The sequence below is a fragment of the Cellulomonas telluris genome (assembly GCF_004886325.1).
GTDB lineage: Bacteria > Actinomycetota > Actinomycetes > Actinomycetales > Cellulomonadaceae > Cellulomonas > Cellulomonas telluris.
In genome coordinates this window covers 268,543-281,825 of record NZ_QXFN01000004.1, presented here as the reverse complement: position 1 = coordinate 281,825, position 13,283 = coordinate 268,543, and the positions used below count along the sequence as shown (strand labels likewise).

Annotated in this window: 11 protein-coding genes; 6 read left to right on the top strand and 5 right to left on the bottom strand. The window is 73.1% G+C overall.

Translation table 11 applies throughout. From position 1 onward, the window contains the following. Positions 1-4 precede the first annotated feature (4 nt). Positions 5-1,660: an ABC transporter substrate-binding protein gene (locus tag FB586_RS13545; RefSeq protein ID WP_136520237.1), complete on the bottom strand. Its 1,656-nt coding sequence runs from the start codon at positions 1,658-1,660 to the stop codon at positions 5-7. Between the two features lie 144 nt (positions 1,661-1,804). Here FB586_RS13545 and FB586_RS13540 point away from each other — a divergent pair, with 144 nt between their 5' ends. Beyond that, a complete protein-coding gene (locus tag FB586_RS13540; RefSeq protein WP_136519865.1) occupies positions 1,805-2,635 on the top strand; it encodes a class I SAM-dependent methyltransferase in 831 nt (276 codons plus the stop codon). Positions 2,636-2,726: 91 nt separating this feature from the next. On the opposite strand, the gene FB586_RS13535 is transcribed toward FB586_RS13540, so the two are convergent. The 3 genes from FB586_RS13535 to polA form a co-directional block, all read right to left on the bottom strand. Beyond that, complete coding sequence (locus tag FB586_RS13535; protein ID WP_136519864.1) at positions 2,727-4,394, bottom strand: monocarboxylic acid transporter; 1,668 nt, start codon at positions 4,392-4,394, stop codon at positions 2,727-2,729. Next, positions 4,391-4,759, bottom strand: a complete 369-nt coding sequence (locus tag FB586_RS13530) for a DUF485 domain-containing protein (protein ID WP_136519863.1) — start codon at positions 4,757-4,759, stop codon at positions 4,391-4,393. Before FB586_RS13530 ends, FB586_RS13535 begins: the two co-directional genes overlap by 4 nt. Positions 4,760-4,924: 165 nt before the next feature. Further along, positions 4,925-7,639, bottom strand: a complete 2,715-nt coding sequence (gene polA, locus FB586_RS13525) for a DNA polymerase I (protein ID WP_136519862.1) — start codon at positions 7,637-7,639, stop codon at positions 4,925-4,927. An 18-nt stretch (positions 7,640-7,657) separates the two neighbouring features. Between polA and FB586_RS13520 the strand changes: the two genes are divergently transcribed. Beyond that, positions 7,658-8,068 (top strand): hotdog fold thioesterase, encoded by a 411-nt coding sequence (locus FB586_RS13520; RefSeq protein ID WP_136519861.1) that lies wholly within the window; start codon positions 7,658-7,660, stop codon positions 8,066-8,068. On the opposite strand, the gene FB586_RS13515 is transcribed toward FB586_RS13520, so the two are convergent. Continuing rightward, positions 7,987-8,676 (bottom strand): GNAT family N-acetyltransferase, encoded by a 690-nt coding sequence (locus FB586_RS13515; RefSeq protein WP_136519860.1) that lies wholly within the window; start codon positions 8,674-8,676, stop codon positions 7,987-7,989. The genes FB586_RS13520 and FB586_RS13515 overlap by 82 nt on opposite strands. A gap of 307 nt (positions 8,677-8,983) precedes the next feature. Between FB586_RS13515 and FB586_RS13510 the strand changes: the two genes are divergently transcribed. The 4 genes from FB586_RS13510 to FB586_RS13495 are packed head-to-tail and all read left to right on the top strand — an operon-like array spanning position 8,984 to position 13,152. Then, the gene (locus tag FB586_RS13510; protein ID WP_246036759.1) at positions 8,984-10,414 is read left to right on the top strand and encodes a branched-chain amino acid ABC transporter permease; all 1,431 of its coding nucleotides are present in this window, start codon (positions 8,984-8,986) and stop codon (positions 10,412-10,414) included. 17 nt (positions 10,415-10,431) lie between these two features. Beyond that, positions 10,432-11,418: a branched-chain amino acid ABC transporter permease gene (locus FB586_RS13505; protein WP_136519859.1), complete on the top strand. Its 987-nt coding sequence runs from the start codon at positions 10,432-10,434 to the stop codon at positions 11,416-11,418. Then, positions 11,408-12,337, top strand: coding sequence for an ABC transporter ATP-binding protein (locus tag FB586_RS13500; protein WP_136519858.1), 930 nt, complete (start codon positions 11,408-11,410; stop codon positions 12,335-12,337). The genes FB586_RS13505 and FB586_RS13500 overlap by 11 nt, the downstream gene beginning before the upstream one ends. Further along, on the top strand, positions 12,334-13,152 hold the full coding sequence (locus FB586_RS13495) for an ABC transporter ATP-binding protein (protein ID WP_136519857.1): 819 nt from the start codon (positions 12,334-12,336) through the stop codon (positions 13,150-13,152). Before FB586_RS13500 ends, FB586_RS13495 begins: the two co-directional genes overlap by 4 nt. Positions 13,153-13,283 lie beyond the last annotated feature (131 nt).

Here is a 13,283-nt window from a genome sequence, read left to right as displayed (position 1 = left end):
CTCCTCAGTCGCCGAGCGTGACGACGTTGTAGACCTCGTCCTGGACGGGCGAGGCCGGGTAGTCGTGGACGTCCGGCTTGAAGGCCAGCGAGGGCACCGGGTGCGCGAGCGGGACGCCCGGCAGGAACTCCATGATCGCGGCGTTGGCCTCCTCGTAGGCGGCCTTCTGCTCGTCGATGTCGGCCACGTAGCGCGCGTCGCCGATCGCCTGGAACAGCTCCGGGTTGTCGAAGCCCCACTCGTTGGACTTCCCGCCGAAGAACACGCCGATGAAGTTGTACGTGTCGTTGTAGTCACCGGTCCACCCGAGCAGGTGCAGGCCGTGGTCCGGGCCGCCCTGGATGGTGTCGAGGTACTCCGGGCTCCACGGCGCCGGCACCGGGTTCACGGTGATGCCCACGGCCTCGAGGTCCGCCTCGACCGCGGTGAAGACCTGCTCCGGCGTCGGCATGTACGGCCGCGAGACGTTGGTCGGGTAGTTGAAGTCGATCGTGAGGTCCGACTTGCCCGCCTCGGCCAGGAGCTCCTTGGCGCGGTCCGGGTCGTAGTCGTACGTCGTCACGTCCTCGTTCCAGCCCGACACGCTCGGCGGGACGAAGTTCGTCGCGACCTCGGTGCCCTCGGGCAGCGTCTGCGCGACGAGCGCCTCCTTGTTGATCGCGTGCGCGATCGCCTGACGCACCCGGAGGTCGGCCAGGTCGGGGTTGGCCTGGTTCATGCCGAGGTACAGGACGTTGAACGGGTCGCGGTTGACGATCTGGAAGCCGGCCTCCTCGAGCGCGGCGACGTCCGCCGGGCCCACGAGGTCGTAGCCGTCGATGTCGCCGGCCTGCAGCGCCTGGCGGCGGGCCGTCGCGTCCGAGATGACCGGGAAGACGATGCGGGTGATCTGGCCCTGCTCGCCCCAGTAGTCCTCGTTGGCGGTGAGCACGACCTCCTCGCCCGGGCTCCACGACTCGAACTTGTAGGGGCCCGTGCCGGTCGGGTGGGCCGTCGCGTACTCCGGCAGCGTCGGGGTGTCGCCCTCGCCGGTGACGTTGTCGGCGTCGTACTCCTGCAGCGCCGTGGGCGACTGCATCGAGAACGACGGCAGCGACAGCGCCGCGACGAGCTCGGGCAGCGGGCTCTTGAGGTGGATGACCGCGGTGGTCGCGTCGGGCGCCTCGCACGACTCGTACTTGCCGGTGCCGTCGAGCTCCGGCACGTCGCTCGTCGCGAAGCCGCCGTTGACCTTCTGCCAGTAGTACGTGAGCGACTCGGACTGCGCGACGCCGGTGAAGTTGTTCCACCGCTCGAAGTTGAAGCAGACCGCCTCCGCGTCGAACGGAGTGCCGTCGTGGAAGGACACGCCCTCCTTCAGCGTGAACGTGTACTGCAGGCCGTCCTCGCTGCTCTCCCACGACTCCGCCAGGAGCGGCGCGGGGTCGGCGGTGCCGGGCTTCGTGCCGACGAGGCCCTCGAAGATCTGCCGTGCGACGCGGAAGGACTCGCCGTCGTTCGCGAAGGCGGGGTCCAGCGATGCGGGGTCGGACGACGCCGCGAAGATGAACGTGCTGCGGCCCTCGCCGGTCGCGCCGTCCGTGGCGCCGCCGCCGGAGTCGCGGTCGCTCGCGGCGCACGCGGACAGGGCGAGCCCCACCACGACGCCACCGGCGACCATCTGCCACCTGGTCTTCACTGATTGCCACCTCTCTGACGGGCACGACGGACGTCGCGCCTCGCGGGAACCCGGCGAACCCTAGGTGCGCCGTGTCACGTCGTTGTTACGCACGGGTACGGGTTCCGCATCGGACAGACTGGACGGGTGCAGCCCGGATCGGACGACGACACGCTGGCGGAAGCCGGTTTCCTGGAGGTCCCGGACGAGGAGGGCGGCCGCGCGGCGCGCCGCTGGTGGGACGCCAACGCGGACGAGTACCTCGCCGAGCACGGGGACTTCCTCGGCGACGTCGACCTGCTGTGGTGCCCCGAGGGGCTCCGGGAGTCGCAGGCACGGCTGCTCGGCGACGTCGCCGGGGCGCACGTGCTCGAGGTCGGCGCCGGTGCGGCGCAGGGCACGCGGTGGCTGGCGTCGGTGGCGGGCGCCCGGGCCGTCGCGACCGACGTGTCCCACGGGATGCTCGCCGCCGGCGCGGCGGACGAGCGCGCGCACGGGGTGCGGGTCCCGCTCGTGCAGGCGGACGCCCGGGCCCTGCCGTTCGCGGACGCGACGTTCGACGCGGCGTTCACGGCCTTCGGCGCGCTCCCGTTCGTCCCGGACGCGCACCGCGTCCACGCGGAGGTCGCGCGCGTCCTGCGGCCCGGCGGACGGTGGGTGTTCTCCGTGACGCACCCGGTGCGCTGGGCCTTCCCGGACGACCCGGGCCCCGGCGGCCTGACGGCGACGCGCTCCTACTTCGACCGTCGCCCGTACGTCGAGCAGGCGGCCGACGGGCGGGTCCTGTACGCCGAGTACCACCGCACGCTGGGCGACCACGTCGCCGACGTCGTGGGCGCGGGCTTCGTGCTCGACCGGCTCGTCGAGCCGCAGTGGCCCGAGGGCCACGACCGCGTGTGGGGCGGGTGGGGCCCGCTGCGCGGCGCCCTCCTGCCGGGCACGGCGATCCTCGTCGCCCACCTGCCCGCGCACGGCTGAGCCCCCGTCCCCGCCGGGGCGCTGGGTCCGGACGGGCGTCCGCCCGCACCGCGACGGGCGCGGGGCGGGCGGACGCCGTGCAGCGGGACGGTCAGTGCGCGGTGGCCTTCTCGGCGCCGGCACCGGTGAGCGAGCGGACCTCCATCTCCGCGAACTTCTCCGGGTGCGGCTGCTCCTTGCTCAGGAGCGTCCCGACGATCCCGAGCAGGAACGCGAGCGGGATCGACACGATCCCCGGGTTCTCGAGCGGGAACACCGCGAAGTCGACGCCCGTGTCCCGGATCATCGACAGGCTCTCGCCCGTGGCGGGGTCGACCTTGCCGGAGACGACCGGCGACAGCGCGATCAGCACGATGCAGGAGACGAGCCCCCCGTACATGCTCCACAGGGCACCGGACGTGTTGAACCGCTTCCAGAACAGCGAGTAGATGATCGTCGGCAGGTTCGCCGACGCCGCGACCGCGAACGCCAGTGCCACGAGGAACGCGACGTTCTGCCCGTTCGCGAAGATGCCGCCCACGATGGCGAGCGCACCGATCGCGACGACGGTGATCCGCGCGACCCGCACCTCCCGGTCCGGCTCCACCTGACCGCGCTTGATCACCGACGCGTAGATGTCGTGCGCGAACGACGCCGCGGCGGTGATCGTCAGGCCGGCGACCACCGCCAGGATCGTCGCGAAGGCGACGGCCGAGATGATCCCCAGCAGGAACACCCCGCCGAGCTCGTACGCCAGCAGCGGGGCCGCCGAGTTCGCGCGCCCCGGTGCCGACGCGATCCGCTCCGGCCCCACCAGGGCGCCCGCGCCGTACCCGAGCACGAGCGTGAACAGGTAGAAGATGCCGATGAGCCAGATCGCCCACACGACCGACCGGCGGGCCTCCTTGGCCGACGGCACCGTGTAGAAGCGCATGAGCACGTGCGGCAGGCCGGCGGTGCCGAGGACGAGGGCGAGCGCGAGCGACACGAAGTTGAGCTGCGTGAGCGCGGACGCGCCGTACTGCCGACCGGGCTCGACGAGCGTCTCGCCGCCCTCGCCGGCCACGTCGATCGCGCCCTGGAGCAGGTCGGACAGGTTGAGCCCGAACCGTGCGAGGACCCAGACGGTCATGACGCCGGCGCCGGCGATGAGCAGCACCGCCTTGATGATCTGCACCCAGGTGGTGCCCTTCATGCCGCCGACGAGCACGTACAGGATCATCAGCGCGCCGACGACCGCGATGACCACGCTCTGCGCGGCGACCGTGTCGAGGCCCAGGAGCAGCGCGACGAGGCCGCCCGCCCCCGCCATCTGCGCGAGCAGGTAGAAGAACACGACGGCGAGCGTGGAGATCGCCGCCGCCATGCGGACCGGCCGCTGGCGGAGCCGGAACGAGAGCACGTCGGCCATCGTGAAGCGGCCGGTGTTGCGCAGGAGCTCCGCGACCAGCAGCAGCGCCACGAGCCACGCGACCAGGAAGCCGATCGAGTAGAGGAAGCCGTCGTAGCCGTAGATGGCGATGGCGCCGCAGATGCCGAGGAACGACGCCGCCGAGAGGTAGTCCCCCGCGATCGCGGTGCCGTTCTGCGGGCCGGTGAAGGACCGGCCCGCCGCGTAGTAGTCCGCGGCGCTGCGGTTGTTGCGCGAGGCGCGGAACACGATCACGAGCGTCACGAGGACGAACGCGCCGAAGATCGCGATGTTGACGACCGGCTCGCCGATCTGCTCGGCGGGCGCGGTGGCGGCGGGCAGCACGCCCGCGAGAGTCGCGGCGCTCATGCCCGGCTCCCCTCGGCACCGCGGACGGCGGAGGCACCGCCGACGCCGCCCTGCTCGATCTCGTCACGCAGCCGCTCGGCGACGGGGTCCTGCCGGTTGTTCGCCCACCGGGCGTAGATCATCGTGATCGCGAACGTGGAGACGAACTGCCCGAGCCCGAAGAGCAGGCCGACCGTGATGGTCCCCGTCACCCGCTGGCTCATGAAGTCGTGCGCGTAGTTGGCCAGCAGCACGTAGACGAAGTACCAGACGAGGAACAGCGCGGTCATGGGGAAGACGAACCGCCGAAACCTTCGGCGTAGGTCCTGGAACTCCTCGGAGCGCTGCACGCGCTGGTAGTCGGTCTCCTGACGGGTCTCTGACACACCCACCTCCGCAGGTCGTGGTGGCCTCGTCGCCACCGCAGCCCGCCTACTGTGGCCCAGATCACCTCGACATTCCAGACACCACGCACCGCGGAAGTCCGAAAGTCGTCCGAAACCACGACCCGTGTCACCCGGGACGGTGACCCGGGCGACACCGGCGGTGCGTCAGTGACCGGCCTCGTGCCAGCTGCCGCCGACGCCGACCGAGACGTCCAGCGGCACGTCCAGCGGCCCGTCGGGTGCGGCGTCGCCCGCGCGCGCCATCTGCTCGCGGACGAGTGCCTCCACCTCCTCGCGCTCCCCGGCCGCGACCTCGAGCACGAGCTCGTCGTGCACCTGCAGGAGCATCCGCGACGCCAGCCCCCGGCGGCGCAGCTCGCCGTCGACGCCGAGCATCGCCACCTTGATGAGGTCGGCGGCGCTGCCCTGGATCGGCGCGTTCAGCGCCATGCGCTCGGCCATCTCGCGACGCTGCCGGTTGTCGCTCGTCAGGTCGGGCAGGTAGCGGCGCCGACCGAGGATGGTGGCCGTGTAGCCGGTGGCGCGTGCCTGGTCCACGACGCCCGAGAGGTAGTCCCGGACGCCGCCGAAGCGCGAGAAGTAGTCGGCCATGAGCGCCGACGCCTCCGACACCTCGATGGACAGCTGCTGCGACAGGCCGTAGGACGACAGCCCGTACGCGAGGCCGTAGCTCATCGCCTTGATCTTCGAGCGCATCGCCGGCGTCACCTCGTCCGTCGGCACGTCGAACACGCGGGAGCCGACGTAGCTGTGCAGGTCCTCCCCGGAGCGGAACGCCGCGATGAGGCCCTCGTCCCCGGACAGGTGGGCCATGATCCGCATCTCGATCTGCGAGTAGTCCGCGGTCAGGAGGGTCTCGTAGCCCGGGCCGACCACGAACGCGCGGCGGATCTGGCGTCCGGCCTCGGTGCGGATCGGGATGTTCTGCAGGTTGGGGTCCGCGGACGACAGCCGGCCGGTCGCCGCGATGGTCTGCTGGAACGTCGTGTGGATGCGGTCGTCGGGCAGGACGGACCGGAGCAGCCCCTCGACCGTCTGGCGCAGCCGGATCGCGTCGCGGTGCGCGAGCAGGTGCTCGAGGAACGGGTGCTGCGTGCGTGCGAACAGGTCCGTGAGCGCGGCGGCATCCGTCGTGTACCCCGTCTTGATCTTCTTCGTCTTCGGCATGCCGAGCTGGTCGAAGAGGACCTCCTGCAGCTGCTTCGGCGACCCCAGGTTCACCTCCCGGCCGATGACGTCGTAGGCCTCCGAGGCCGCCGACTGCACGTGGGAGTCGAACTCGCGCTCGAGCGACGTCAGGTACTCCCGGTCGACCGCGATGCCCGTCCGCTCGAGGCGGGCCAGCACGTCCTGCAGCGGCAGCTCGAGGTCGGCGAGCAGGCCGGTCGCGCCGCGGTCGGCCACCTCGGCCGACAGCACGTCGACCAGGTCGCGCACCGCGGCCGCGCGCACGGCCGCCCGCCGGCCCTCCCCGGCCCCGTCGACCTCGAGGTCGAGCGCGCCCTGGCCCGCCGACGCCGCGTCGTCCGCCGTGAGCTCGCGGTGCAGGTAGCCGATGGCCAGGTCCGGGAGGTCGTAGGCGCGACGGTCGGGCTGGCACAGGTAGGCCGCCAGCTCGGTGTCGAACGCGACGCCCGCCAGGGGCAGCCCGCGGCCCTCGAGCGCGTGCCACGCCTCCTTCGCGGCGTGCACCGCCTTCGGCCGGGCCGGGTCGGCCAGCCACGCGGCGAGCGCCTGCTCGTCGGCCGGGTCGATCTCGGCGAGGTCGTAGGCGACCCCCTGGCCCTGCGCGTCCGCGACGGCCACGCCCCAGGCGTCGCCGCGCGCCGGGCTGCCGGTGCCGCGCACGTCGAGACCCAGCAGCGCGTCGCCGCGCTCCTCGAGCCAGGCCGCGAGACCCCCCACGCCGACCTCGACGAGGTCGAGGGCCGCCGCCGTCGCGACCCGCTCCTCGCGCCCCTCGTCCGGGAGCATCGCGAACAAGCGGTCGCGCAGGGTGCGGAACTCCAGCTCGTCGAGGATCGTGTGCAGCTCCTGCCGGTCCCACGGCCGCGCGGCCAGGTCCTCCGGGCCGACCGGGAGCTCGAGGTCGTCGAGCAGGCGGTTGAGCTCGCGGTTCAGCTGGACCTGCGCGAGGTGCTCGCGCAGCGCGTCCCCCGCCTTGCCGCCGATCGCGTCCGCGTGCGCGACGACCCCCTCCAGGCCGTCGTACTGCGTCACCCACTTCGCCGCGGTCTTCGGCCCGACCCCCGGCACGCCGGGCAGGTTGTCGCTCGACTCGCCGACGAGCGCCGCGATGTCCGGGTACCGGTGCGGGGGGACGCCGTACTTGGCCTCGACCGCCTCGGGCGTCATCCGCGCGAGCTCGGACACGCCCTTCACCGGGTACAGCACGGTGACCTCGGGCCGGACCAGCTGGAAGGCGTCCCGGTCGCCGGTGCAGATGGCGACGTGCATGCCGGCCGCGGTCGCCTGCGCCGCCAGCGTGGCGAGGATGTCGTCCGCCTCGAACCCCGGCTTGTCCAGCACCTGCACGTGCATGGTGGCCAGCAGGCGCTTGATGATGTCCACCTGGCCGCGGAACGGCTCGGGGGTCGCGTCGCGGTTGCCCTTGTACGCCTCGTACCGCTCCGTGCGGAACGTCGTGCGCCCGGCGTCGAACGCCACGGCCACGTGGGTCGGCTCCTCGTCGCGGAGCAGGTTCGCGAGCATCGAGGTGAACCCGAAGACGGCGTTCGTGGGCTGACCCGTCGACGTCGCGAACTTGTCGACCGGCAGCGCGAAGAACGCCCGGTACGCCATCGAGTGGCCGTCGATGAGGAGGAGTCGGGGAGCGGTCGCTGGCTGTGCGGCGGTCACGGTGCCAACCTATCCGCCATGTCCGACACCGCCGTCCCCGCCTTCACCCTGCCGCCCGTGGACGGGACCCTCCTCGCCCGGATGGGCATCGAGGTGACGCACGTCGACGCGGACGGTGCGCACGGCACCATGCCGGTCGCGGGCAACACCCAGCCCTACGGCTTGCTGCACGGCGGCGCGTCCGCCGCCCTCGCCGAGACGCTCGGCTCCTTCGCCGCGCAGGCGCACGCGGGTCCCGGCCGTGCGGCGGTGGGCGTCGAGCTCAGCGCGACCCACCACCGGGCCGTCCGCACCGGCACCGTCAGCGCGCGTGCGACCGCCCTGCACCGCGGACGCTCGCTGGCGACCTACGAGGTCGTCGTCGAGGACGAGGAGGGCCGGCGGGTCTGCACCGCCCGGTTGACGTGCATGCTCATCGAGCGCACCTGACGCAGGTCGCCCTGCGGCTCCGCCGCGGCACGCTCGCGCGCCCGGCGCCGGCGCTCGATGAGGTCGCCCAGCCCGCGAGCGGCCGCACCGGCGCGGACCACCGCCAGGCCGCCCGCGTCCTGGGCGAGGCGCCGCTGCAGCGCGGCCGTCGTGACGTGCCGGTGCGCGGCCGCCGGCGCGAACCCGACCCGGGCGAGGAACCGCTGCATGCCCCGGGCACCCGGCAGCGGTGCGGCGTAGACCTCGCTCGCCCCGGCCGTCTCGGCCCAGGACGTCGCCTCCTGCAGCAGCGCGTGCCCGATCCCCCGGCGCCGGACGCCGGGTCGCACGAAGACCGCCTCGATGCCGAGCACGACGGCGTCCGTGAACAGACCGGGCCCGACGAGGCGGCACAGCAGCAGCCCGGCGGGTGCGCCGTCGCACGTCGCCACGAGCACCCGCCCGCCGTCGGCGCCGCCCAGCACCGCGAGCTGCTCGCGCAGGCGTCCGCGGTCGTCCGTGCACAGCTGCGCCCCGACCCCGGCCTCGGCCCGTGCCTCGAGGCACAGGTCGACGAGGGCGTCGAGGTCGTCGGCCTGCGCCGGTCGGACGATGATGCCTGGCCGCACGGTGGGCCTCCCGGGGACGTGGTGCGGGACGGACGGGCCCCGGTCTCCCCCGGGCCGGACCCGCTCCGATCATGGACCACCGCGAGGCCGCGTGCCTAGTCCTGGGGCGCAACGGACCGGACGGGCGTCCAGGAGTGCTGGGCCGCGCGGGCGACACCACGACGGATCCGGCCCGGGCCCTCGCGCTGGCGTAATGAACCGGACACAATCCCTCCCTATCGTCCGTGCCACCCGGCGGGCGTCCGCCCCCTGACCACTGCTCCAGCGCCGAGGCGCTCGTGCCCCCACCCGAAGGACGGAGGTCCCCGTGCGCGCAGAGGCGAGCCCGGACCGCACCGTCGCCGTGCGACGTGGAGGGGCGGCCCTGCTGCTGCTCCTCCTGCTGGCCCTGACGACCACCGTCGTCGCGCCGGCCGCCCGCGCGGCGGCCGCGACCTGCACCCCCGACGAGGCGACCGCGTGCCTCCACGTCACGGTGACGCAGCCCGGGACGGGGCCGGTCGCCGGCGCCCGGGTGACCGTGGAGGGGCCCGGCGGCGAGACCGAGGCGACGACCGACGCCTCGGGGCGCGCCTCGGTCGCGCTCGACGCGCCCGGCGACCACACGGTCACCGTGGACGAGTCCACGCTGCCCGCGGGCACGGTCCTGCGGGACCCCGCGGCCAACGCGGTGACCATCCCCGTGGCCCTGGGACGCGCCGCCGGGCGCATCTTCCCCGTGGTCGCCGCGGGGGCGGAGGGCGGCGACAGCGGCCCCGCGCCGTCCCCGACGGACGGCACGTCGCCGGGTGACGACAGCACCGGCACGGCCCCGGCGGACGAGACCGGCGAGGGGACCGAGTCGTCCGCCGGCCCGGGCACCAACCGCGTCGCGCAGCTCGTCCTCGCGGGGCTCGTGTTCGGCGTCCTGCTGGCCCTCGCCTCCCTCGGCGCCAACCTCATCTACGGCACGACCGGCCTGTCGAACTTCGCGCACGGCGAGCTCGTGACCCTCGGCGGCATGACGGCGTTCATGGCCGTGCAGTGGTGGGACCTGCCCCTGTGGCTCGGGATCGTCGTCGCGACGCTCGTCGGGGCGGCGGTCGGCTGGCTCCTGAACCGGCTCGTGTTCGCGCCCCTGCGGCGCCGCGGCGTCGGCATCACGCAGCAGATGATCGTCACGATCGGGCTCGCGCTCGCCGGGCTGTCGCTCTTCCTCTTCTTCTTCGGCGCCCAGCCGGCGCCCGTCGTGTCGGGCATCTCCCAGCGCATCCAGCTGGGTCCCGTGCAGATCTCCGGCCAGTCGCTGCTGTCCGTGGCGGTCGCCCTGGTCGTCCTCGGCGCCGTCGCGCTCACCCTGTCCCGCACCCGCCTGGGCCGCGCGACGCGGGCCGTGTCCGACAACCCCGCGCTGGCCGCGGCGACCGGCATCAAGGTCGAGACGATCATCGGCGGGGTCTGGGTGGTGTCCGCGGCGCTGGCGTCGCTCGGCGGCGTGCTGCTCGCGCTGTACCTCAACTCCACGCGGTTCAACTTCGGCTCCACGCTGCTGCTGCTGATGTTCGCCGCGATCACGCTCGGCGGTCTCGGCTCGCCCCTCGGCGCCGTCGTCGGCGCGGTCGTCATCGGGCTCGTCGTCGAGCTCTCGACGCTCGTGCTGCCGAGCGACATGCGGTACGCCAGCGCGCTCGTGATCCTCATCCTCGTCCTGCTCATCCGGCCCCAGGGCATCCTGGGCCGCGCCGAGCGCATCGGTTAGCGGGAAGGTCGGCACCCATGGACTTCGGGCAGCTGTTCACCAACGTCCTCAACGAGATGACCGGTCCGACGGCGATCGCGTACGCGCTCGCCGCCATCGGCCTCAACATCCACTTCGGCCTCACGGGCCTGATCAACATGGGCCAGGCGGGCTTCATGCTGCTGGGCGCCTACGGCTTCGCGGTCTCCACGATCGCCGGCGCACCGCTGTGGCTCGCCTTCCTGGTGGCCGTCGGCGCGGCCGTCCTGTTCGCGCTGCTGCTGGGCATCCCGACCCTCAAGCTGCGCGGCGACTACCTGGCGATCGTCACGATCGCCGCGGCGGAGATCGTCCGCATGGTCGGCCGCTCCACGGCCCTCACGGAGCTGACGGGCGGCGCCGAGGGGCTCACGGGCAACAGCTTCAAGAGCACGTTCCAGGACGCCTCGCCCTTCCCGGACGACCGGTGGGCGCTCGGACCGATCACGCTGGCGACGAACGCGTCGAACAGCTGGTGGCTGCGCATCGTGGGCTGGGTCCTCGTGGCGCTCGCGTGCCTGCTGGTCTGGCGCCTCGTGCGCAGCCCCTGGGGGCGCGTCCTGCGGGGCATCCGCGAGGACGAGGACGCCGTCCGTGCGCTCGGCAAGAACGTCTACTCCTACAAGCTGCAGGCGCTCGTGCTCGGCGGCGTGTTCGGCGCCCTCGGCGGCGTCGTGTTCGTGCTCGCCAGCTCGGTCCAGGCGGACTCCCTCGGCCGGCCCGTCACCTTCAACACGTGGACGATCCTGCTGCTCGGGGGCGCCGCGACCGTGCTCGGCCCCGTGCTCGGGTCGCTGCTCTTCTGGGCGGCGCTCGTGTTCGTCCGCGGCTTCCTGCGCGGCGCCGTGCCGACCGAGGTGCTGTCGGTCCAGCAGGTCGAGCAGATCGGCTGGGTGCTCGTCGGGCTCACGCTCGTCCTGCTCATCGTGTTCCGACCCCAGGGCATCCTGGGCGACAAGAAGGAGCTGGCGATCAATGCCCGCTGAGGACGTCGTCACCCGGGCCCGCCGGGACCTGCACCAGGTGCCCCGCACACCGGGCGCCCCCAAGCCGGACGCCCTGCTCGTCGCGGACGGCGTCCGCCGCAGCTTCGGCGGGGTGAACGCCGTCGACGTCGAGCACCTCGAGGTGCAGCGCCACGTCATCACCGCGCTGATCGGTCCGAACGGCGCCGGCAAGACGACCTTCTTCAACCTCATGACGGGCTTCGACAAGCCCGACACGGGCACCTGGGTCTTCGACGGCACGCCCCTGGCGGGTGTGCCCGCGTCCCGGGTGGCGAAGTCGGGCATGGTCCGCACGTTCCAGCTGACGAAGGCGCTCGCGCGCATGACGGTCCTGGAGAACATGCGGCTCGGGGCGCGCGAGCAGCCGGGCGAGAACCTGTTCACGGCGCTCGTGAAGCCGCTGTGGGCCCCGCGCGAGCGGGAGGTCACCGAGAAGGCGATGGCCCTGCTCGAGCGGTTCAAGCTCGACACGAAGAAGGACGACTTCGCCGGGTCGCTGTCCGGCGGGCAGCGCAAGCTGCTGGAGATGGCGCGGGCCCTCATGTCGGACCCGGCGCTCGTCATGCTCGACGAGCCGATGGCCGGCGTGAACCCCGCCCTCACGCAGTCGCTGCTGGGCCACATCACGGACCTGCGCGACTCCGGCACGACCGTGCTGTTCGTCGAGCACGACATGCACATGGTCCGGCACATCTCCGACTGGGTCGTGGTCATGGCCCAGGGCCAGGTCGTCGCCGAGGGCCCGCCCGGGGAGGTCATGGCGGACCAGGCCGTCATCGACGCCTACCTGGGTGCGCACCACGACACCGACCTCGGGGACGACGCGCTGCTCACCGAGGGCGGCACGATCGACGCCGAGGCCGAGGCCGAGGCCGACGCGGAGGAGACGAAGGCGTGACCGAGACCACCGCACCCGCCGTCCACCGCGGCGCGCCCTCGGGCGAGCCGCTGCTGCACGCCGACGAGCTCGTCGCCGGGTACCTGCCGGGCGTCAACATCCTCAACGGCTGCTCGCTCGTCCTGCACCCCGGTGAGCTGGTCGGGATCATCGGCCCGAACGGCGCCGGCAAGTCGACCCTGCTCAAGGCGCTGTTCGGGCTCGTCGGCGTCCGCTCCGGGACGCTGACCCTGCAGGGCGAGGACATCACCAACCTGCGCGCGGACGCCCTCGTGCGCCGCGGCGTCGGCTTCGTCCCGCAGACGAACAACGTGTTCCCCAGCCTGACCATCGAGGAGAACCTCCAGATGGGGGTCTTCCAGACGCCCGGGAAGTTCGCCGAGCGGCTCGAGGTGGTCCTGCACCTGTTCCCGGAGCTCGTGAAGCGCCGGAAGCAGCGCGCGGGCGCCCTGTCGGGCGGCGAGCGGCAGATGGTCGCGATGGCGCGGGCCCTCATGCCCGAGCCGTCCGTGCTACTGCTCGACGAGCCGTCGGCGGGCCTGTCCCCCGTCCGCCAGGACGAGGCCTTCCTGCGGACCCGGCGCATCAACAAGGCGGGGGTCTCGGTCGTGATCGTCGAGCAGAACGCCCGCCGCGCCCTGCAGATCTGCGACCGCGCCTACGTCCTGGACCAGGGCCGCAACGCCTACTCCGGGCCGGGGCGCGAGCTCATGCACGACCCCAAGGTGATCGAGCTGTACCTCGGCACCCTCGCCACGGACGTCGACGCCGCGCGCGCGGCCGAACGGGCCGCCGGCGAGGAGCACGGCGGCTGACCGCACGCTCGCTGCACGGGACGGCCCCGGCACCCCTCGCGGGTGCCGGGGCCGTCGTCCGTCCCCGACCGGCGGCGGACGGGGACGGCCGGCTGGCCACCGGTGGCACGCGCGAGGGCCCCCGGGGTCGC